Genomic DNA, 21,342 nt, shown 5'->3' on the forward strand with positions numbered 1-21,342 from the left:
ATTTTGCTCATGTCAAAGTTCCTTTTGGTGCGCATTTTGCGCTTTAAATCTGTTTTATGCGTCTTTGAATTCAGCCAGTTTGGCAATGGCAGCATTGCGCATTAGTGCCACTTCAGCGCCCAGCGCAACAAAGTTAAAGCCCCAGTCCATATACCGTTTTGCATCGGCGCTGACGGGAGCGAGTGTTCCAATCGGTACGCCTTTTGCTTTGCAGACATCGACGCAATGTTTCATGGCTGCCTGCACGTCGGGGTGACTTGGGTTGCCCAAATGGTTCATGCTGGCTGCCAAATCGGACGGGCCAATGAAGATTCCACCCAGGTTTTTCACGTCACAGATTTTGTCAATGCGTTCGACGGCGGTGGTTGTCTCAACTTGGACCAAGGCACAGGCACGTTCGTTGGCTGCCTGAAGATAACCTGTTTCAGCGCCATACGAACAACCTCGGTGCATGGTCGCAACGCCGCGAATGCCTTCTGGCGGGTAGCGCATGGAGGAAACGGCAGCTTCGGCTTCTTTTTCATTCTGAACATAGGGGAAGAGGATGGTGCGGAAACCAATGTCCATGAAACGTTTGATCAATACCGGATCATTCCATGTGGCTCGAATAACCGGTTCACTATGAGCGCCGCGTAAGGCTTGCAGCTGTTGTACCAATCCGCCAAGTTCATTGGGCGCATGTTCGGCATCCAGAACCAGCCAATCATAGCCTATTCCGCCGATCACTTCGGATGCGATATTGCTGGTCATGGCGAGCCACAAGCCGAGTTGTGTTTCTCCGTTTTGGATCGCTGTCATAAAGCGGTTCTCGGGTGGATTGATGAGTTCCGGCATTGGTTTGGTTGCTCCCATGGGTTGGTTTGCACCAAAGACAAGATATTGAGGAAAATTTTGAGTGTTTTTTATCAAACGGCAAACTTAGCCGTTTTGTGAATGCTGCCATTTTCCTCTGTAGGCTGTGTTTGTTGTCTTTGTGTGTATATAAGTCATATCAATTAATCAGATTAATATTCAATAGTAAAATGGAAAGTTGCCAAATTTGTCAAATTAGGTTGGCCAATTTGATGTTTTCAGGTAAAATTTGTAGGAGCTCGGGTCCCCTGGCTTGGTTGTTTTGCTAATTTTTGGATTAATCAGATTAATTATCTTATTCTCGCAAGTTGTTTTGATTGTGTGATAGGGTTGATCGGAACGCGCTTGATCGTCCTCTTATCGAAGGGGGCCGTAAGGGATATCAATAGAACCAACAAAGTCAGCGCTGATGCGTGGTGGCTTGTTGGCAAGAAGTGGAACGTTATGGCAGGGGATGCGAGCATCAAAGATCAAAATGGTTCCTTGAGTGGGCGGACGGTTGCCGAGATCGAGCAGTTGATTTCTGGACGAAATCTGGTGTCGGGCGACCGCCTGCCTACCGTTCAGGAGCTGAGCAATCGTATTGGCGTAAGCTTGTCTGTGGTGCGAGAAGCGATTGCGACGCTGAAGGCGCGCGGCATCCTGAGTACCCGCCAAGGTGCGGGCATCTTTGTTTCTACCCCCAAACCATCGGAAAGTTTGGGGTCGGTGTTTGGCGATCTGTCACAGGTTTCGTCCGTAGTGGAAGCTTTGGAGTTGCGGTTGGCGGTGGAAGTCGAAGCGGCTGGTTTGGCAGCGGCCCGTCATTCAATGGCACAAGAATCTCGCATTTTTGAAGCATTTAGCGGCATTCAAAAAGCCATGGATGAGCACCAGACGGGGGAGGCGGAAGATTTCCGGTTTCACATTGCGATTGCTGAGGCCACTAACAATCGCCGTTTTGTCGATTTTTTGGTGCAGTTGGGTAACGCCATGATCCCGCGTAGCAAGTTGGGGACGCTTCCGGCGACAAAAGAAGAGCAAGCCGCCTATTTGATGCAGTTGCAAAAAGAGCATCAGGCTATAGTGGCCGCTATTGTGGCGAAAAATCCAGAAGCGGCGCGCGAGGCGATGCGGTTCCATTTATCCCAGAGCCGTGACCGCTATCACGAGATTATCCGTTCACAACGTATGTTTTCTGAGGCGTGATTAGGCCGTGTCGCGCACCACGATTTCGAACCCCAGATCAATCACTTTTTCTGTAACGTCAACATTGTTCAGGCGACAGAGCAGGGCGTTGGCAGACAGTCGCCCCATTGTGGCGCGGTCAATTCGGACGGTGGTCAAGGCCGGGTAGGTGAAGGCTGCAAAATTCTGATCCCCAAAGCCGACGATGGAAATGTCTTCCGGCACTGATATCCCGCGTACTTGCGCTTCGGTCAGAACTCCGTGAGCCAAGGTGTCGGAACTGCAAAATATTAATGAGTCGTGCAGACCTTCGTCAAACAGCTTTGCAGCGGCATGTCGGCCCAGCTCTAGATTGGAGATTCCCGGCACGATGCTCACAGCCACATTTTCAATACCCTTGGCCGCTAAGGTTTTTTTGAAACTTGCATTGCGCAGCGTGGCGCGGTGGTCTTCGGCCGATACGATGGCAAACTTTCTGTAGCCCTTTTCATAGAAGAAATCGGCAGTTTGTTTGCCGACAGCCTCTTGCGAGAAGCCGACCACGATGTCGAGCGGGGTTGGGGTCACATCCCATGTTTCGACAATGGGAATGTTTGCGGCCAGCAACTGGCGGCGGCAATTGTTGGAATGGTGAATGCCAGTCAGGAAGATAGCATCTGGACGACGGCTGAGCACCGCTGCGATCAGTTTTTCTTCTTCTTCGAGATCATAGCCAACTTCCCCCTGCAGGACTTGATAGCCGGCCTCTTTCATCGGTTTGGCAAAATGCTGGATGGTTTCGGCATAGACGATGTTGACCAGACTGGGCACGATGACCGCGATTAGACGGCTTTTGTTCGAGGCCAGTCCACCCGCCAACAGGTTGGGTACATATCCGGTTTGCTGGATCACTTGGGTGATGCGATCACGGGTCTTTTGTGCAACTTTATCGGGGTGGTTCAGGGCGCGCGAAACCGTGGTTGGAGCAACCCCTGCCAATTTGGCAACGCTTTCCAAGGTCACACTTTGTGATCCCTGTCGGGTCTTTTTGCCCTCGCCAAGTGTTGGTTGCTCATTCAGAGTTTCAGCCAAGAAACAATCCCTTAAAAATGGAAACTGGCCGACAACTTAGGTGATGGGAGCAGGATTGAACAGGACCAGATCATTTTTGATGCCGAGTTTGTCTGCTGCGGTTTCGGTCCGGCCGCTGGCAACATCCAGAATGAAATGGAACAGTTCCCAGCCTCCTTCTTCCACCGTAATTTCGCCTGTAGCAACCCTACCAGTGTCGACATCCATAAGATCGAACCATCGTGTCGCAAGGGCGCTATTCGTCGCCACTTTAATTGTCGGTGTTGTTGGAAGATTATAGGGGGTTCCCCTACCAGTCGTAAATATGTGAATATTCATTCCTGCTGCAAGTTGCAACGTTCCACACACAAAATCACCCGCTGGCGTTGCGGCAAAGGTTAAACCCTTGCGTTTCAGGCGCTCGCCGGGGCCAATTACATCGCTTATGGGCCCTGAACCGGATTTGGCAACGGAGCCGAGCGATTTTTCGACAATGCCAGAGAGGCCGCCCATTTTGTTACCAGGGGTGGTGTTGGCGGCGCGGTCGGCACCGCCTCTGGCCAGATAGTCGTCATACCACCTCATTTCACGAATGAGATCTTGGACCACTTGCGGGTTTGCTGCGCGGTTGGGCAAAAGATGCACCGAGTCGCGCACTTCAGTCACTTCGGAGAACATCACGCTGCCACCAGCACGAACGATGAGATCGGAGGCAAAGCCCAATACCGGATTGGCTGTGATGCCGGAAAAAGCGTCACTGCCGCCGCATTGCATGCCGACCACCAGTTCTGATGCCGAGCATGTTTGGCGACGGCGCTGGTTGAGGCGGTCGAGGTGGCTGCGGGCTTGTTGCAATATGTCGTCTGTCATGGCCGCAAAGCCTGTTAGATTTTCGTCTTGCAAGAACATTTTGCTGGCAGATTGGTCGCCCGGCGTCATGATCATCTCGGGGCGAAGCTTTTCGCAGCCCAGCCCGACGACCATCACTTCGCCGCCAAAATTGGGGTTGAGCGCGATATTCTTGATGGTTCGGATGGGAATAATCGCATCCGGTGCGTTGATGGCGACTCCGCAGCCGTAGGAATGGGTCAACGCTATGACGTCATCTACATTGGGGTAAATCGGCAGCAATTCAGATCGAATACGCTGGACAACATGCTCCACAACGCCCGCTACACATTGGACGCTGATGCTGATGCCTAGAATATTGCGGGTACCAACGCTGCCATCCGCGTTGCGATAGCCTTCAAATGTATAGCCATCCAGTGGTGGAAGCGGTCGTGGCGGTACATCCGGGCTCTTCAAACTTGCCAATGACGGAGCCTCGGGCAGCTCGATCATATGTTCGTTTACCCAGCTTCCCTCAGGCAATGTTGCTTTGGCTATTCCGATTGGCACACCATAGCGAATGACAGCTTCCCCTGGGCCTATGTCGACCAAGGCGACTTTGTGCCCGAAGGGAATGTCATCACGTAACACCGTACCAGTGTCCAGCCGCGTACCAGCGGCGACGCCTCCCGCCGACAGGATGATTGACACATTATCATCGGCGTGAACTTTAAGACTGGGAACGTTGAGGCTAGGATTGCTCATGCCTTTTCTTAAGCCTTTTTGTGCTGCGATTTGGATTTGATTTTTCCGTAGAAGGAATAGGCAATAGAAAGGATGATCAGCCCCCAAAGCACCACGGCGATTGGGCTTTTGGTGAAGAAGATAGACAAGGAGCCAAAGGATTCGAGGCTTTTAACAAAATAGACTTCTGCCTGTTTTCCCAGAATGAAGCCGATGATAAAGGGGGCGACCTCTAGCCCTACTTTGGAGCCTAGATAGCCAAACAAGCCAAAGAACAACAATGTCCAGACGTCAAACATAATGCCAAAGTTAATGGCATAAGCCCCAACGACACACATCATGATGATGCCGGGATAAAGTAGATATTTGGGGATGGTGATCACCTTGACGATCGTACGAATGGCAAAGAACATCACCAAGAACATGACGATATTGGCAAACACCAGCGCGACCATCATTGTGTCCCAGATGACCGGATTGTTGCCGATAAAGAGCGGACCAAGTTGGATGCCTTGCAATGTGAAGGCACCGATCAAAACCGCAGTGGTAGAATCGCCGGGAATGCCGAGTGAAAGCAACGGAATAAGCGCGCCACCTGTCAGGCCATTGTTGGAACTTTCAGAGGCGATGACACCCTCAGGTGCCCCCTTGCCCAACGCGGCGGGGTCTTTTGAGAAATTTTTCTGCTGGGTATAGGCCAATACCGAGGCTGCGCTGCCGCCAACGCCGGGTAACATGCCGACAAATGTGCCCAGTGCGCTGGAACGAAACAGATTGACAAATTGGCCTTTGAAAACAGAAAAGGAGAAAGGCGTTCCCTTGTTGAGTTCGAGTTTCTGGTCGCCGGTAATCTCTTCGTGGATGCCTTTTTCCGCCTCCTGTAGAATCGTGCCCAGACCAAATATACCGATAAGCACAGGCAGTAACGAGAAGCCGCTTTCCAGATAGGGTTCCATAAATTCGAACATCAGGCGATATTCACCGTTGCCACCAACAGATACATCATAGCTTCCGATCAGGCTGAACCAGATCCCCAATATGCCACTGAAAATGCCTATCAATAGATTTTTGGATAGGGACGCGATGACTGTCAATGCAAACAGAATAATCAGGAATTTTTCAATGTAGGAGAATTTGATCGCAAAATCCGCAAGGCTAGGCGCAAAGAAAAACAAAACTAATGCGCTAAACAAGCCGCCGATTAGCGAAGAGGTTATGCCGGTCTTGAGCGCTCGTTCCCCTTCCCCCTTCTGGGTCATCGGATAGCCATCAAAAGTGGTGGTAATCGACGATGGTGTGCCAGGTATGTTCAGCAGAACAGCAGGTACCAAACCGCCGGAAATGCCGCCAACATACAATCCTAGCAGCAAGGCCAGACCGTTGGTTAAATCCAAGGCATAGGTCATTGGAAGACAAACCGCGACGGCCATCGTGGCGGTCATGCCAGGGATTGCGCCAAAGATGATGCCGACAACAACACCAAACCCAGTGAGGACAAAAAACATTGGAGATAAATAGTTTAAGAATTCCATGATTCAGTCTGCTTTCCTTGGCGTTACGGCAGCGAGATGTTGAAGACTTGCGCCAGCAAATACCAAGCAACGGTGGGAGAGATGAGCGAACTTAGAGTGATTGTTATCAACTGACGCCGACTGGCGTTGTGAACATAAAGGAGCGAGAGCAGAAACATAAAGGGGATCGACATCAACAAGAAGCCAAGACCCATGTTTGGAAAGAATGTGCCGACGCTGTCCATCAGGGTGAAGTAGACGACAGTCAAAACCAAGGTGCCACCAAGGCGGAGCCAGTCTATAGATCCTTTGGGTGTCTTGGTGCTTGCCGGATCGTCAGCTTTGCCTTTTGTCTCAAGCGCGCGGTTTGCCTGTTTGTAACGGTTATAACAGGCCGGCACATATCTGATCAGTATCATGCCTGCGAGGATCAATAGAATCCAATGGATGATTTGAGGGAAGAAGAGGTGAGACTGCTCGAAATCAATTTTTACGTCCAGCAACGCGTTGCCATCTGCCATTGTGAATTCTCCGACATCAATCCGGTAAAATTAGAAAAGCTTTTCCAGCTTAAAAGGGGAGTTCCCCCGACTGCTCTACTCTAGTCATCCTCGATGCACGTCAAGCCAGTGGTGTGCTTTGCTGTGTGTTCTCTAAAGTGTAAAGGGCGTTTTTTGCTTATCACGACAGGCAAAAAACGCCCTTAATAGAGGCTTTATCTAGCAGGCAGGCCTATTTGATAGCTTCGATGATAACTGCATATTTATCGTTTTTCTCTTGGAGATAAGCAGCGGCCTCGGCAGCAGGTTTGAAGTTTGGAATGAAGAAGGAGTTCTTCTGGGTTTCCTGAATTTTGCCTTCGGCATAGATTTCGCCCAAAGCTGTATCAAAATAATCAACCAGCGCAGGATCCATTTTCTTGTTGTAAAGAATGAAGAATTCTTTGTCGAAAGTGAAATCATTTTTGCCGTCCAATGTAACGGATACTTTCGGAGCCACATATTCAAGCAACTGGGCCTGAGTGGTTGCCCCCATGCCTTCAGCTTTTGTCTGTTTGATGGTTTCTTCGCGCGCGGTCAACCAAACAAAACGCATGGCTTTTTGATCGTCGGCAGGTAGCTGGGTATATTGTTCGTTGGCTTGCACAGAGCCTTGGATCAAGTCGGCCTGACCATCGAACAGCAGTTGGTTCTTATCGGACTGGGAGCCTGTATTGACTGCGACCAGATTTCCTTCTTTACCGGGGAAGCGGATTTTGATGGCATTTTTCAGAGCACTGAAGCCAATTTCAGAAACGCCGCCGGGTTGAATGGCCACGCGCACTTTTGTGTCTTTGGAGCAGGCTTCAATAATGTCTTCAAGTGTCTGGTAAGGTGAGTTTTTGGGTACCAGGTAAGCATTGCCCGGATTGATGGCAACGGTTGGGCCTACAGTGAACTCGTCGAAAATGTTGAAGTAGCCTTTGCGGCCATACAGATTGCCAAGATAAGACTGATCATGGAAAATCATGATCGTATTGCCGTCAGACATACGGCGCAGGGCTTTGAACGCAGCGGTTGAGCCAACAGCGTCAACTTTTACATTAATGTCCAGTTTTTTGGCAAGGGCTTGCGCTACAATGGCGGAGTTTTGGTAGGTATCGCCACCTGTCGATTTTGATCCGATTACAACACGAAGGTTGCCGGAAAGCTTTGGTTCGGCTGCGTTGGCATGCGTTGCCGCAAAGCCAATAAATGCGCACATAGCGACGGCAAAGCCGCTTTTGAGAAGTTTCATCGTATCTCTCCCTAGTTGAACAGCATTTTGGCGCCTGCTGTTCCTTTTTGGCGACAATTCGTGTCGCCTGTCCTCCGACATGTCGACCGCAAGATGGGATGAGGACTGTAACCGCTCATCGCCCTCTTTTTGATAGACTTTTTACAACGCAGTTGCCGTTTGTTTGAAAATGACAGCGTTGTCATTTATAATAGAAGCAGCTTCAAAAATCTGTCAACCCCATCTAAAACGACAAGATTATCTGCCAAAAACGCAATTTATTGTTGGATTTTCGTGACTTAGTGTATTTCCATCCACAGGGGTGAGGTGGAAATAAAAAAATGGTTGCGCTTTCATTTAACTTTTGGCGAAATAGAAACATCTGCCTTTGTGCAAAGACAAAAGGTTTTTGCACGGCAATTCGGAGGAAAATTCAAGATGGTAGGATCAGACGCGTTTGGAAAAGGATCTCCAAAAGTCACTGCCATGCATGTTCTGCCCGTCGCGGGACAAGACAGCATGCTGCTCAACTTGAGCGGGGCCCATGCGCCCTATTTTACCAGAAACATTGTTATTCTGGAAGATGAGGCCGGTCATACGGGAGTTGGTGAAGTCCCTGGTGGAGAAAAGATCCGCAAGACACTGGAGGATGCCATTCCTTTGGTGTTGTCCCAGCCCATCGGTAATATCAATAAAATCCTCAAGGCCATGAATGAGGCTTTCATCAACCGTGATGCAGGGGGGCGGGGCGCGCAAACATTTGATTTGCGTACGACAATCCATGCTGTCACCGCCGTCGAAGCCGGGCTTCTCGATTTGATGGGGCAATTTCTGAACCTGCCTGTCGCCGCTCTGCTGGGCGAAGGACAGCAACGTGAAAGCGTTAAAATCCTTGGATATTTGTTCTATATCGCGGACAGAAACAAAACGACGTTGCCTTACCGGTCTGAGCTCGACGCTAAAGAGCCTTGGTTCCGGCTGCGCAACGAAGAGGCGATGACGCCGGAAGCTGTTGTGCGCCTTGCTGAAGCTTGCCATGAACGATACGGTTTTGAGGATTTCAAACTCAAGGGTGGTGTGCTTTCTGGTGAAGAAGAAATGCAAGCAATTGCGGCTTTGAAAAAACGTTTCCCAGACGGTCGCATGTCTCTTGACCCCAATGGGGCGTGGTCACTGGACGAGGCGATCGATCTTTGTAAGGGACGGGGTGATATTCTTGCTTATGCGGAAGATCCGTGCGGCGCTGAAAATGGCTATTCCGGACGTGAGATTTTGTCAGAATTCCGCCGGGCCACCGGATTGCAAACCGCGACCAATATGATCGCGACGGATTGGCGTCAAATGGGGCATTCTGTCATGCTTCAGGCGGTTGATATCCCGCTTGCCGATCCGCATTTCTGGACCATGCGAGGCGCAGTTCGTGTTGCACAGATGTGTCGCGACTGGGGGCTAACTTGGGGTTCACACTCGAATAACCATTTTGATATTTCACTGGCTATGTTCACCCATGCGGCTGCTGCCGCGCCGGGGAATATCACCGCCATTGATACCCATTGGATTTGGCAGGACGGCCAGCAATTGACCAAGGAACCCTTGATCATCCGTGGGGGAGAAATCAAGGTTCCCGAACGACCTGGCCTTGGTATTGAGGTTGATATGGATCGGATTGTGGCGGCGAATGCACTTTATAAAAAACACGGCTTGGGTGCCCGTGACGATGCGATTGGCATGCAGTTTCTTGTGCCAGATTGGGTTTTTGACAACAAAAGGCCTTGTCTGGTGCGCTAATTATTCTGATCTGACTTTGTTATATGTGGTGAGTGACACCCGTTTTGGAGATATCCAAAACGGGTGTTGTCGTTTTATCGTGTCATTAAACCTGCAGGGCCGTTTCAGCGTTTTGCGCTTCTTGTTGTAGCTTGTGTTCGGCGGCACCCGGTTCCCCGCCTAGCGGAGCAAGAAGGCGATAGGTCACGGGAATAAGGAACAATGTGAACAGGGTTGCAAATCCCAGGCCGCCCACGACCACCCAGCCCACTGCCGTGCGAGCTTCTGCCCCAGCGCCAGATGTCAGGATAAGTGGCAATCCACCAAAAACGGTTGAAACCATTGTCATCATCACCGGGCGCAGCCGCAATTGCACCGCATTACGGATGGCACTGTCTATGTCTTGCCCCCGCTCACGGAGTTGATTGGCAAATTCTACGATCAGAATGCCGTTTTTGGACATCACGCCGATGAGCATCACAAGACCAATCTGGCTGTAATAATTGAGTGTGCCGCCGGTGATCTTGATGGCAAGGGCGGCTGCGGCCAGTCCGAAGGGCACCGTGATCATTATAATGATGGCACTGATAAAGCTTTCAAATTGGGCTGCAAGCACGAGAAAAACGATCAATCCGGCAATCGCGAACACCATCATTGTACCAAATTGGCTTTCTTCCAACGTGCCTGCTTCGCCCAGCAGTGTGATGCTTGTTCCTGTTGGTAGAATGTCCGAAGCGAGGTCTTGAACGCGTGCAATCGCATCGCCCATACTTACGTCGGTTGCCAGATTTGAGCGGATAGAGACCGCCAATGCGCCGCCTTCTCGCTCATAGGAGGCAACGGAAAGGACCTGTGTGAAGGTGGCGACAGAGGACAGAGGAATGATGCTGCCGTCGGACGTTCGTGCAAAGACAGATTCCAGATCGCGGGCGTCGTCGATCGGTGCGCCGCCTGGTGTCAATCTCACGTCCAACTCTTCGCCATCAATAAAGACCGAGGTGGGGGTCAAGCCTTGGGTCATAGCTGAAATTGTGTCAGCAATGATGTCAGGGGTTATGCCCAGTTCCAGTGCTCTGTCCCTGTCGATATCGACACTGATTTGTGGTGTGCTTGTATCTGATCCCAGTTGGGCGTTAGTAAAGGCGGCATCCCCTTCCATCGCTAGAATCAATTTGTCTGCTGCAGTGACCAGTTTGGGGTAGTCATTGCCGGTCACCGCAAAGTTGAGCCCACTGCCACCACCGCGGATGCCCAGGGAATTGGGGACGCCAACCCTGACTCGAATGCCGGGGACCTTGGCCAATTTAGTGTTGAATTCTGCGCCAATGGTTGCTTGATCGCGCTCCCGTTCTGACCAATCCGCAAGACGCACAATGACAAAGGCGCGGGTTCCTCCTCCGCGGCCTATCAGGCTAAGGACAGAGGCGACCTCTCCACTTTCCTGGTAGGGCTTGAGGATGGCTTCCACTTGCTCAACCTGTTGGCTCATATAATCGTTGGTAACCCCAACCGGGCCTGAGGCAATAATAAAGAAAAGAGCTCTGTCTTCGGTAGGCGTTAAGGTGCTTGTCAATGTTTGTGCCGCACCGATTGCAAAGACCGCAAAGGCCAAGGCCGCACCAATGGTTAGGATGGGAAGGCGAATAGACTTGTCGATGATGTTTAGGAATGTCCGTGTGATCCAGCCCTCTTTGGGTTCGCTGTAGCCTGCTTCCAGTTCTTTTCCGCGTTTTGTGGCGCCCTTTTTGCCCGGGTCAAGGATTGATGCCAGCATCGGGGCCATGGTCAAAGCGACGATTGAGGACAAGGTGACGCAAAAGGCCAATACGAAGCCGAATTCAGAGAACACGCCGCCGGCTTGTCCGGGCAGGAATGAAATGGGGATGAAAACGGCGGCAAGGGTAGCGGTGGTGGAGATCACCGCAAAGAAAACTTCATTGGTGCCGTTGACCGCTGCAAGCCGAGGGGATTCTCCCTCATGGCGACGGCGTACAATATTCTCGACCACAACAATGGCATCATCCACCACCATGCCGGTGGCCAGAACCAGTGCCAACAGGCTGATAGTATTGATCGAGAATCCAGTGATCCAAATGGCAGCCACCGTGCCAACCAGAGCGACCGGGATGGCAATGGCCGGTATCAAAGTGGCGCGCCAAGAGCGCAGGAAGCCGAAGATTACCAAGATTACGATGCCGATGGCCAACAAAATAGACTTGGTAACTTCGTTGATCGAGCCCTCAATGAACACGCCATCGTCTGACGTGATATAAAGCTCTACGCCCTCGGGCAGTTGAGGCTTGAGTTCGGCCACTGCTTGGCGCACATCTTTGGAGATGGACAGTGTGTTGCCAACTGATTGGCGCACAATGTCGATGCCAATCGAGGCTTGGCCGTTGGCGCGGGCATATTGGGACTTTTCCTCGCCTGTTAACTGGACATAAGCGACATCGGAGATGTGCGTCGTATCATTGATGCGCAAAGCTCCGATGAGATCCGCTGTCACATCAGGGCTTACCGAGCGCAGAATTGTTGAGTTTGCACTGCTCTCCAGTTTGCCAAGTGCATAGTCATTGCGCAGGGTTTTGAGGGTCTTGGTAACATCGTCAAGGGAAAGCCCGCGTGCCAAAAGGTCCGGGATAGAGATCGTAATGCGGAATTCGTCTGCTTGCGCTCCGGTGACCGTAATTTCTGCGATGCCATCGACCAACGCGAGGCGATCGGTTATCCGGCCCTCGGCCAGTAGGGTCAGATCGGCAAGACTTTGGGTGCCGGTTAATGCCAACCTGATGATTGGATCGGCGTCAGCATCGCTCTTTTTTACGGTTGGGTCTTCGATATCGTCGGGCAATTGCCGCATGGTTTGAGAGATGATTTCACGAGCTTCGTTGGCGGCAATGTCGACATCTGCATCCGTACTCAAATCCAGAGTGATCCTGCTGCTGCCGTAGCTGGAGGTGGATGAAATTCCGGTCATCCCGTCCAACGCACCAAAAGCATCTTCCAATACAGATGTGACCTCACGGTCAACAATATTGGCCGAGGCGCCTTCGTAGCTGGTGCGCACCGATAGGCTGGGCTGGTCCACATCGGGCATTTCTCGCACTTCTACCGCCACCAAAGCGGCAGCACCTGCTATAATGATCAGAAGGTTGATAACAAAGGCGAGAATCGGTCGGGCGACAAAAATCTTTGTCATGCCCCCCAGCATTGCTGACTTGCTCATTGAGCCTTCTCCTGATTGGTGGAGCGCTGGGTGGATTCTGGCTCATTGGTGGGGGCTTTGGTTTCTTGTTGGCCCGTGCGGCCAGCAACGGCAATCGAAGCGCCAGGTCGCAATTTATGAACGCCGTCAACAACGACTTTCATGCCTTGCTTCAGGTCTCCGCTCACCCAGATTGTGTCGTCCTGTCTGTTGCGGATGATCACCGGTACAGTTTTCACTTTGCCTTTTTCTGCGATCCAAACAAAGGTTCCGTCGCGGGTCCATGTTAACGATAAGCTTGGGATTGAAGGCATCGCCTTGCTTTCTTCGACCAAGCGCACCGTAAAGGTCATACCGGGCCAGAGAAGGCCGTCGTCATTGTTTATCGCAGCCTTAACGGTCACGGTTCGTGTCACATCATCGATCTGGCTATCAAAAGCCACGATTTTCCCAGCGAATACCTTGCCTTGTGTTGAGGGAGTTGAGGCGCGGATTTCTTTGTTCAGTGCCAGAATGTTGACCGCGCGCTCAGGCAATTCGAAGGTAACCAAAATTGTCTTGGTGTTGTTGATATTGACGATTTCCTTGCCAGAGCTGAGGAAGTCACCAACTTCTATTTCGGCAAGACCGAGGCGACCGTTGATGGGCGACTTGATGGTGCGATCTGCGAGGGATTTGCGCGCTAATGCCAAATTGCCTTGCGCGACAGCAACCGCAGACTCGGCTTCTTTCATAGTCACTTCGGACACCACATCCTTGTTGCGTTTTTGTAAGGATTGATAACGCTCGAGGCTGTCTAGTGCTTTGGAAAGTTGCGCTTGGGCTATCTCGACGTTGATACGTTGGCTTTCGTCTTCCAGTTTGATCAGTTCGTCGCCCTTTGAGACACGCGATGTGCCGTCAAACAACACTTCTTTGATTTGCCCAGAAACCTCTGACACAAGTGTTACACTTTGCTGCGCGACACCGGTCCCAATGGATGAGTAGCTGTCTTCATAAGGCTCAACCTCTACGTCTGCGAGGGTTACAAAGGTTGCTTCTGCGCCGCGCCGCCGTCTACCCGGTGCGCTCGATCTCTTTGCATTTCTAGCACTCGGGTCAGCTGAGGGGGCGTTTGAAGCTGATGACTTTTGGCCTTGGCTGGTTGAGTTTTGGGGAGGCAGGACATCCGAAGACGAGAGGAAGGCCGGAAGACCAAATTGATAAAGATAAGCCGCTAGTATCAAAACGGCTGCAATAAGAATGCTGATAATATGTTTCATGAGATCCAACGCAGTAGTGGAAAATACGCAAATGTATTGATCGTTATCGCTTTTTCGTCTCATGAACTCAAGTAACCTAGGGTACGAAAGTGTATCCGAATGTAACCGTTTTAACGAATTTCGCAGACATCGGCATTTGGTCGCTGCTCGGCTATGGACCAATCTCTCGCGTGTCCTGCCATGGGATAGAAAATGCTCAAGACTCTTGGTACAAATTGTTATCCGGCCACTCTGGTGAATCAGCGTGACATGGAAACGCCTTTGGGAAGGAAATACTATGAAATTTGTACGTTATGGCGAGCGTGGCTCTGAGAAGCCAGGCCTTGTTGATGCTGATGGTCGGTTGCGCGATCTGTCCGGTCATGTCTTTGATATTGCCGGAGAGGTGCTAACGCGTCTGGGAGATGTGGCTGCCATTGATCCGGCCAGTTTGCCGTTGGTTTCAGGAGATCCGCGATTGGGGGCCTGCGTCGGGCAAACAGGTAAATTCATTTGTATTGGTTTGAACTATGCCGACCATGCCGCAGAAAGCGGAATGGAAGTGCCGCCGGAGCCAGTAATTTTTGCCAAATATACCTCCGCCATTTGCGGCCCGAATGACCCGATTATCATTCCGCGTGGTTCGGAAAAGACCGACTGGGAAGTCGAATTGGGTTTTGTCATTGGCAAAACAGCCAAATATGTGTCTGAAGCCGATGCTATGGACCATGTTGCGGGCTTCTGCGTGGTTAATGACGTGTCTGAGCGCAGCTATCAGATCGAGCGTTCTGGTCAGTGGTCAAAAGGCAAATCATCGGATAATTTCGGCCCAACTGGTCCTTGGTTGGTGACTCCAGATGAAGTGGGTGATTTTGACAGGCTTTCGATGTGGCTCGATGTGAATGGTGAGCGGGTTCAGGATGGTTCGACCGCTACCATGGTCTATCGCGTTCCATTCCTGATATCTTATTTGTCGCAATTTTTCACCCTGCATCCGGGCGACATCATTTCCACTGGCACCCCTCCGGGCGTTGGTCTGGGCATGACGCCACCGCGCTACCTTAAAGCAGGGGATGTGGTTGAATTGGGGATTCAAGGGCTTGGCAGCCAAAAGCAGGTCTGTGTCAACGACGTTTAATCGGTCGCAATACCCGTCACGCAAAGGCCTTTTAAAACCAAAAAACCGCTTTCGCTGAGCGCGGAAGCGGTTTTTGTTATCGGGTCGCTGTATCACAGCATTAGTCGGCGACTTTTTTGACAAATTCTGACTTCAATCCCATCGGGCCTACGCCCGGAATTTTGCAGTCAATGTCGTGATCCCCACCGACAACACGGATGTTTTTTACTTTTGTACCAACTTTCACGACATCGTTGGTACCTTTGATCTTGAGGTCTTTGATCACAGTGACTGTGTCGCCGTCGGAGAGGGGGGTGCCGTTTGAATCACGAATGATGTCTTGTGCTTCAGCGTCAGTAGTGGCTGATGCTGACCATTCGTGGGCGCATTCAGGACATACCAATAGGGCACCGTCTTCATAGGTGTATTCACATTTGCATTGTGGGCAAGGAGGAAGTTCGCTCATATCAATCGGTCCTGTCAATGTGGGGTTTAGCCAAGCAATGTTGTGCCTGCATCCAAAGTTTCTTTCTCCCTTACATTTTTGAACAGTGGGTGCAATATCACTTGATATAAATTGCTGTGATGGTTGACGCTTGAAGCGAAAAAACCCGCTGTGAAAGCGGGTTTGTCTAATTTGATGATGCCGTTGATGTACCAAATGATCATGAGCCGCGCTTGGGCGGCTCTGGACGATAGCGTTCCATCACAGAGTCAAGACGTTTACCGGTCATAGATGGATTGCTGTCCTGCAGGCAAGTCAACAGTTTGGCTTTTTCGGCGCGCATCTTGGCTTCGTCTGGCCGTTTGTTTCTGTCGGGTCTTTCCGGCTTGAAGCATTGGCTAAAGGCTTCTTCGGAAACGCCGAGATCCGCAGCGATTTTGTCTGTCGGATGACGAGGCTCGTTGGCAGCAAAAGCGGATGTGCTGAAGCACACGGCTAAAATGATCAGTGTTTTGTTCATATCTGTTGTTCCTGGCACGTATGTTGCTTGGGTGGCTGATATGAGACATGTACAGATCGATTGTGTAGTGAAAAGGGGCCCAATGTGACCGTTTGGTGGCCTTCACATTTTTGCATTGGAACGTTAAAAAGCTCGCAACACCTGATAGATACAGGGAAAGAAACCGCCGTCATTGGGGTTTACTCTTGGCACGTGTGTGTGTTGAGGCATTGATCGTCACACCGAAACAAAACTCCGGGCGACACAAGGAGACAGAATAGGAAATGCCCGCATTCAGATGATGCGGGCATCGCGTTTATATGGCGTCCTTGCTTCGTGGCTAGATGCCGCCCATGCAGATATATTTGATTTCTAAAAAGTCATCGATGCCATATTTGGAGCCTTCGCGACCAAGTCCAGATTGCTTGACACCGCCAAAGGGGGCCACTTCGGTTGAAATCAACCCTGTATTGACGCCGACCATGCCTGTTTCGAGCGCTTCGGCAACACGCCAGACTCGTTTCAGACCTTCGGAATAGAAGTAGCCAGCCAACCCGAATTCACTGTCATTGGCCATGGCAATGACCTCGTCCTCGGTTTTGAAGCGTATGAGGGGAGCAATGGGGCCGAAGGTTTCTTCGGTCGATACCAAAGCGGAGCTTGGGACATCTATCAGAACCGTTGGTTCGAACAGGGTGCCGGACAGGCGTGACCCGCCGGTGAGGACCTTGGCTCCCTTGTCTGTCGCGTCTTTGAGGTGAGTTTCAACCTTGGTAACAGCCGCTTCGTTGATGAGAGGGCCACAATTGACGCCTTCATCCATGCCGTTGCCGGGTTTTAGTGTTTTGACCGCTTGAGCGAGTTTTTCTGCAAAAACGTCATAGACTGCATCCTGTACATAAATGCGGTTGGCACAGACACATGTTTGTCCGTTGTTGCGATATTTGGCGATCATGGCACCCTCTATCGCTGCATCCAGATCTGCATCATCGAAGACGATGAAGGGGGCATTGCCTCCAAGCTCCAAGCTCATTTTCTTGATACCGTTGGCGCATTGACGCATCAGGATTTGCCCAACGCGGGTGGAGCCTGTGAAGGTGATTTTTGCGACTTTAGGGTTGGCGCAAAGCTCTTGGCCTGCAGCCGATGCGTCGCTATTTGGTAGAACGTTGAAGATACCTTTGGGGATGCCTGCGCGTTCGGCCAGAACGGCCATGGCCAACGCGGACAGCGGAGTCAGTTCGGCTGGGCGGGCCACAAAAGCACAGCCAACAGCCAGAGCGGGGGCGACCTTGCGTGCGATCATCGCGTTGGGAAAATTCCAAGGTGTGATAGACCCCACAACACCGATTGGCTGTTTGAGCACAACGATGCGTTTGTCTTGTTGATGTCCGGGGATGGTGTCGCCATAGACGCGCTTGGCTTCTTCTGCAAACCATTCAATGAAGCTTGCGCCATAAAGAACTTCTCCTTTGGCTTCAGGCAGGGGCTTTCCCATCTCGGCGCAGAGAATTGTGGCCAAATCATCGGCAGCGGCAACTATGAGATCGTTCCATTTGCGCAGAATGATCGAGCGTTCCTTGCCCGTTTTTTTTGCCCAGTCTTTTTGCGCGTCATAGGCGGCATCGATGGCCTGTTTGACATTTTCAACACTACAATCGGCCACTTTGGCGATTACTTCGCCTGTCGCGGGATTGGTGACATCAAAAGTTTTGTCGCACGTGCGCCATTCTCCGGCAATAAATGCCCGAGATTCGAGCAGGCTTTTGTCATTGAGTTGCATGTTAAGAGTCCCGAGCTGCGAGCATCGATGCTTTCAGAATGGCCAATGCTTCGGCGAAAACATCATCTTCGATGGTTAATGGAGCGAGGAATCGTATGACATTGCCATAGACGCCGCAAGTGAGAAGAATGAGGTTGCGCTTCAACGCCTCAAGCCGGACTTTATTTGTAAAATCCGCGTTGGGGCCAGATCCGTCAGCCTTGTTGAATTCGACGGCAATCATAAAGCCTGGGCCCCGGATTTCTGCTATTTCTGCGATGTCCGGTTTCAGTTCGGCCAAAGCGGATTTTAATGCTGTGCCAAGGCGGTTGGCGCGGTTGCAAAGCTTTTCTTCTTCGATGATATCAAGCACGGCATGCGCCGCTGCAATGCCCAGAGGGTTGCCGCCATAAGTGCCGCCCAACCCGCCGGGGGCTGCTGCATTCATGATCTCGGCTTTGCCTGTTAATGCAGCCAAAGGTAAACCGCCAGCAAGACCTTTGGCCATGGTGGTGATGTCGGCATAAACATCATAATGCTCCATGGCGAACAAAGCGCCGGTGCGCCCGAAACCGGTTTGTACCTCATCTGCGATCATAACAATGCCGTGGGTATCGCACAGAGTGCGGAGGGCGCGCATTAGCTCTGGCTGCGCCTGATAAAAGCCGCCTTCGCCCTGAACCGGTTCGATAATGATCGCTGCGACCCGTTTGGGGTCGAGATCGGACTTGAACAAGTGTTCGATGGCAGCGATGGATTGATCCACGCTGGTGCCATGCAGCTCAACAGGGAAGGGTACATGGAACACATCGTTCATCATGGCGCCAAACCCGACTTTGTAAGGCTGCACTTTGCCAGTCAAACTCATGCCCATGAAGGTGCGGCCGTGGAAAGCCCCACCAAAAGCCACAATCGCTTCACGTCCAGTATGCGCACGGGCAACTTTTATGGCGTTTTCTACGGCTTCTGCACCTGTGGTGACGAACACTGTGCGTTTATCAAAATCACCCGGAACAACTTTGTTCAGACGCTCTGCAAGATGAACATAATTCTCATAGGGTACGATCTGATGGCAGGTGTGGGTGAAGCGCCCCATCTGCTTTTCAACAGCAGCCATGACTTTTGGGTTGCAATGGCCGGTATTGACCACGGCGATGCCGGCGGCAAAGTCGATATAGTGGTTGCCTTCAATATCCCACAGTTCGGCATTCTTGGCGTGATCAACATAAATCTGGGTCATCACACCAACGCCTTGGGCGATGGCTTCATTGCGGCGTTGTGCAATCTCGATATTCAGCATGGTTCCACTCTGTCTTTTCTAAGGCTATGCATTTTATGATTGGTTTTTTAAAAAGCATAAGGCGTTTTCTATATTTAAAAAGTCTATTTCTTTTGTCTTTTAACTCTTTGAAACCATAGATATTGATGCTTAAATTGATCATTATAATGAGCGGGGTGAACTATGGACAATGACTTGGACGTTGGAGAGAGGTTGCGCATGGTGCGGCGGCAGGCGGGCCTGTCCCAGCGAGCGCTTTCCAAAAAAGCAGGTGTCGCCAATTCTATGGTTTCGCAAATCGAGGCTGGCAAAATTAATCCATCGGTGGGGGCGTTGAAACGCATCCTTGATGGCGTTCCCATCGGGTTGGCTGAGTTCTTTTCGTTTGAAGGAGTGCCGGAGCGAGAGGTTTTCTTTGCCGCTGAAAGTTTGAAAGAAATTGGCAAGGGCAGCTTGTCCCTGAAACAAGTGGGCAACAACCTATTGGGTCGGAGCTTGCAGATACTCTATGAGACCTATGAAGCCAACGCCGACACCGGACGCGTGCTCTACAACCACGAGGGTGAAGAAGGAGGGGTTGTTATTTCAGGACGGATCGAAGTCACTGTTGGTGATCAGCGCCGGATTCTTGGGCCCGGTGATGCCTATTTGTTTGAGAGCCGTGTGCCGCACCGGTTCCGAGCGGTTGGAGCAGAAAAATGCATTTTGGTCAGCGCTTGCACACCGCCTAGCTTCTAGACACTGCATTGTGACGCATTATTTCTTCATAATAGGGGTAATTGCGTAGCGACTTATATCTAATGGCATTGATCGGTCTTTTGTTTGATCTTTTTAAAAAGATGGATATGAATGTCATGTTCGGATTCGAGAATCTGTTCTCTTTTTTTACCAAATGCAGGGTGTGTTTCAGCGAATGAGACGATTGGCCAAAGATTATCTGGCGCTATGGGTGGCACTTCTTGCCCTCACCAGCCAGCTGTTTTTTGGCGTTGTGCATTCCACTTCCCTGTGGGTGGCCGCCAGTGGCTCGGCGGTTCAGGTTGAGAAAGGTTCGGTTGCCTTTAGTTTCCTGCAAATTTGTTCCGCCGGTGGATTGGTAACTCTTGAAGGAAATGGTCCGGCGCCGGATAAGGATGGCAAGGGCCGGTGTCCGGTGTGCGCCTCCGCTGTCACCGCTGCCATGATGGATGTGGTGATCGCCGATATTGTTGCGGTCCCACAATTCGCTAAACTGCACTTTCTTGCTCGCGTAGACCAATTTGCCGCAATAGCCCGCACGCAGACGCTTTATATTCGCGGCCCGCCAGCATTCTCCCAACTCTCCTGATAATCGTAGTCGGACCCGTGATGTCCCGTTCGGGGGCGTTTGATAATGCGGAATCGCGGCATGTCTCTGCATGTTGTGGCGCATGGTTTGGCTTTGCTTTGTAGTTTTAAATTTGGGAAAACCGATATGAACCGTCGCAGCCTTTTGACATCTGCCGCTCTGGCTCCTGTTTTTACTGTTCTTGCAAGCGTTACTGCCAACGCCAAAATGGAACAATCAAATCATGCTAAGCCGCATGGTCCAACCAGCCATTTGAAAATAGACGCCAATCCGACCGACAAGGAATTTGAGAAATATCCGACTTGCAGTTATTGCGGTATGGATCGACAGAAATGGAGCCATACACGCCATCTTATTCAATATGAAAATGATGCCACAGAAGGCACCTGTTCCATTCATTGTGCTGCTATTTCTTTGTCCTTGAATATGGATAGCGGCCCTAAAAATATCTGGGTAGGGGATGCAGGATCTGACGCAGAAATCAAACCTCTGATCAAAGTTGAAGACGCCCACTATGCTCTTGATCCAAGCAAGCCTGGTACCATGTCGGCGTCGCGCAAGTGGGCCTATGCTGATGCGGCCAAAGCTGCCAGCGTTGGAGCCGAGCGGGTGGTGCCATTTGATGCTGCGCTAGAAGCGGCTTATGGCGATATGGCCAAAAACACCTTGATGATCCGCAAGCGCCGCGCTGAAAAGCACGCTCATATGGATAAAAAGATGAAGGCAATGAAAGACAAAGCAAACTAGAGCTTTTGCTCTTGGTGGCATGGAAGGTGGAGATGAGCGGATGTGA

Annotated in this window: 18 protein-coding genes; 6 read left to right on the top strand and 12 right to left on the bottom strand. The window is 51.1% G+C overall.

Translation table 11 applies throughout. The features are described from left to right. Nucleotides 1-54 precede the first annotated feature (54 nt). Nucleotides 55-834 carry an aldolase/citrate lyase family protein gene (locus tag C0081_RS07360; RefSeq protein WP_245417876.1) on the bottom strand — a complete coding sequence of 260 codons (780 nt, stop codon included), beginning with the start codon at nucleotides 832-834 and terminating at the stop codon, nucleotides 55-57. A 363-nt stretch (nucleotides 835-1,197) separates the two neighbouring features. Between C0081_RS07360 and C0081_RS07365 the strand changes: the two genes are divergently transcribed. Continuing rightward, nucleotides 1,198-2,040, top strand: a complete 843-nt coding sequence (locus C0081_RS07365; RefSeq protein ID WP_146006424.1) for a FadR/GntR family transcriptional regulator — start codon at nucleotides 1,198-1,200, stop codon at nucleotides 2,038-2,040. Here C0081_RS07365 and C0081_RS07370 read toward each other — a convergent pair whose 3' ends face one another. The 5 genes from C0081_RS07370 to C0081_RS07390 form a co-directional block, all read right to left on the bottom strand. After that, the gene (locus C0081_RS07370) at nucleotides 2,041-3,090 is read right to left on the bottom strand and encodes a LacI family DNA-binding transcriptional regulator (RefSeq protein ID WP_245417877.1); all 1,050 of its coding nucleotides are present in this window, start codon (nucleotides 3,088-3,090) and stop codon (nucleotides 2,041-2,043) included. It lies immediately after the preceding gene. A gap of 36 nt (nucleotides 3,091-3,126) precedes the next feature. Then, nucleotides 3,127-4,662, bottom strand: coding sequence for a galactarate dehydratase (gene garD, locus C0081_RS07375; protein ID WP_101533181.1), 1,536 nt, complete (start codon nucleotides 4,660-4,662; stop codon nucleotides 3,127-3,129). An 8-nt stretch (nucleotides 4,663-4,670) separates the two neighbouring features. Next, nucleotides 4,671-6,173: a tripartite tricarboxylate transporter permease gene (locus tag C0081_RS07380; protein WP_101533182.1), complete on the bottom strand. Its 1,503-nt coding sequence runs from the start codon at nucleotides 6,171-6,173 to the stop codon at nucleotides 4,671-4,673. Nucleotides 6,174-6,196: 23 nt separating this feature from the next. Beyond that, on the bottom strand, nucleotides 6,197-6,673 hold the full coding sequence (locus tag C0081_RS07385) for a tripartite tricarboxylate transporter TctB family protein (protein WP_101533183.1): 477 nt from the start codon (nucleotides 6,671-6,673) through the stop codon (nucleotides 6,197-6,199). A gap of 211 nt (nucleotides 6,674-6,884) precedes the next feature. Next, nucleotides 6,885-7,928, bottom strand: coding sequence for a type 2 periplasmic-binding domain-containing protein (locus tag C0081_RS07390; protein ID WP_101533184.1), 1,044 nt, complete (start codon nucleotides 7,926-7,928; stop codon nucleotides 6,885-6,887). A gap of 417 nt (nucleotides 7,929-8,345) precedes the next feature. Between C0081_RS07390 and gudD the strand changes: the two genes are divergently transcribed. Next, entirely contained in the window at nucleotides 8,346-9,695 is a 1,350-nt protein-coding gene (gene gudD / locus C0081_RS07395; protein WP_101533230.1) for a glucarate dehydratase, read from the top strand. 85 nt (nucleotides 9,696-9,780) lie between these two features. On the opposite strand, the gene C0081_RS07400 is transcribed toward gudD, so the two are convergent. Both C0081_RS07400 and C0081_RS07405 read right to left on the bottom strand, forming a co-directional pair. Continuing rightward, nucleotides 9,781-12,900: an efflux RND transporter permease subunit gene (locus C0081_RS07400; protein ID WP_101533185.1), complete on the bottom strand. Its 3,120-nt coding sequence runs from the start codon at nucleotides 12,898-12,900 to the stop codon at nucleotides 9,781-9,783. Next, on the bottom strand, nucleotides 12,897-14,141 hold the full coding sequence (locus C0081_RS07405) for an efflux RND transporter periplasmic adaptor subunit (RefSeq protein ID WP_180966800.1): 1,245 nt from the start codon (nucleotides 14,139-14,141) through the stop codon (nucleotides 12,897-12,899). The genes C0081_RS07400 and C0081_RS07405 overlap by 4 nt, the downstream gene beginning before the upstream one ends. Nucleotides 14,142-14,418: 277 nt before the next feature. Here C0081_RS07405 and C0081_RS07410 point away from each other — a divergent pair, with 277 nt between their 5' ends. Then, entirely contained in the window at nucleotides 14,419-15,258 is an 840-nt protein-coding gene (locus C0081_RS07410) for a fumarylacetoacetate hydrolase family protein (protein WP_101533187.1), read from the top strand. 100 nt (nucleotides 15,259-15,358) lie between these two features. Here the strand turns inward: C0081_RS07410 and C0081_RS07415 are convergent, their stop codons facing one another. The 4 genes from C0081_RS07415 to C0081_RS07430 all read right to left on the bottom strand — a co-directional run bounded on the left by C0081_RS07415 (nucleotide 15,359) and on the right by C0081_RS07430 (nucleotide 19,243). Then, complete coding sequence (locus tag C0081_RS07415) at nucleotides 15,359-15,703, bottom strand: zinc ribbon domain-containing protein YjdM (protein ID WP_101533188.1); 345 nt, start codon at nucleotides 15,701-15,703, stop codon at nucleotides 15,359-15,361. Between the two features lie 199 nt (nucleotides 15,704-15,902). Next, the gene (locus C0081_RS07420; protein ID WP_101533189.1) at nucleotides 15,903-16,202 is read right to left on the bottom strand and encodes a hypothetical protein; all 300 of its coding nucleotides are present in this window, start codon (nucleotides 16,200-16,202) and stop codon (nucleotides 15,903-15,905) included. 319 nt (nucleotides 16,203-16,521) lie between these two features. Continuing rightward, nucleotides 16,522-17,964 carry an NAD-dependent succinate-semialdehyde dehydrogenase gene (locus C0081_RS07425; protein ID WP_101533190.1) on the bottom strand — a complete coding sequence of 481 codons (1,443 nt, stop codon included), beginning with the start codon at nucleotides 17,962-17,964 and terminating at the stop codon, nucleotides 16,522-16,524. A 1-nt stretch (nucleotide 17,965) separates the two neighbouring features. Then, nucleotides 17,966-19,243: a 4-aminobutyrate--2-oxoglutarate transaminase gene (locus C0081_RS07430; RefSeq protein WP_101533191.1), complete on the bottom strand. Its 1,278-nt coding sequence runs from the start codon at nucleotides 19,241-19,243 to the stop codon at nucleotides 17,966-17,968. A 162-nt stretch (nucleotides 19,244-19,405) separates the two neighbouring features. Here C0081_RS07430 and C0081_RS07435 point away from each other — a divergent pair, with 162 nt between their 5' ends. The 3 genes from C0081_RS07435 to C0081_RS07445 all read left to right on the top strand — a co-directional run bounded on the left by C0081_RS07435 (nucleotide 19,406) and on the right by C0081_RS07445 (nucleotide 21,296). After that, nucleotides 19,406-19,960 (top strand): cupin domain-containing protein, encoded by a 555-nt coding sequence (locus C0081_RS07435; RefSeq protein ID WP_101533192.1) that lies wholly within the window; start codon nucleotides 19,406-19,408, stop codon nucleotides 19,958-19,960. Nucleotides 19,961-20,135: 175 nt separating this feature from the next. Then, nucleotides 20,136-20,549, top strand: a complete 414-nt coding sequence (locus tag C0081_RS07440) for a hypothetical protein (protein ID WP_101533193.1) — start codon at nucleotides 20,136-20,138, stop codon at nucleotides 20,547-20,549. Nucleotides 20,550-20,675: 126 nt separating this feature from the next. Next, entirely contained in the window at nucleotides 20,676-21,296 is a 621-nt protein-coding gene (locus C0081_RS07445; RefSeq protein WP_146006425.1) for a twin-arginine translocation pathway signal protein, read from the top strand. The last annotated feature ends 46 nt before the right edge of the window (nucleotides 21,297-21,342 follow it).

The organism is Cohaesibacter celericrescens (assembly GCF_002866925.1).
Lineage (GTDB): Bacteria > Pseudomonadota > Alphaproteobacteria > Rhizobiales > Cohaesibacteraceae > Cohaesibacter > Cohaesibacter celericrescens.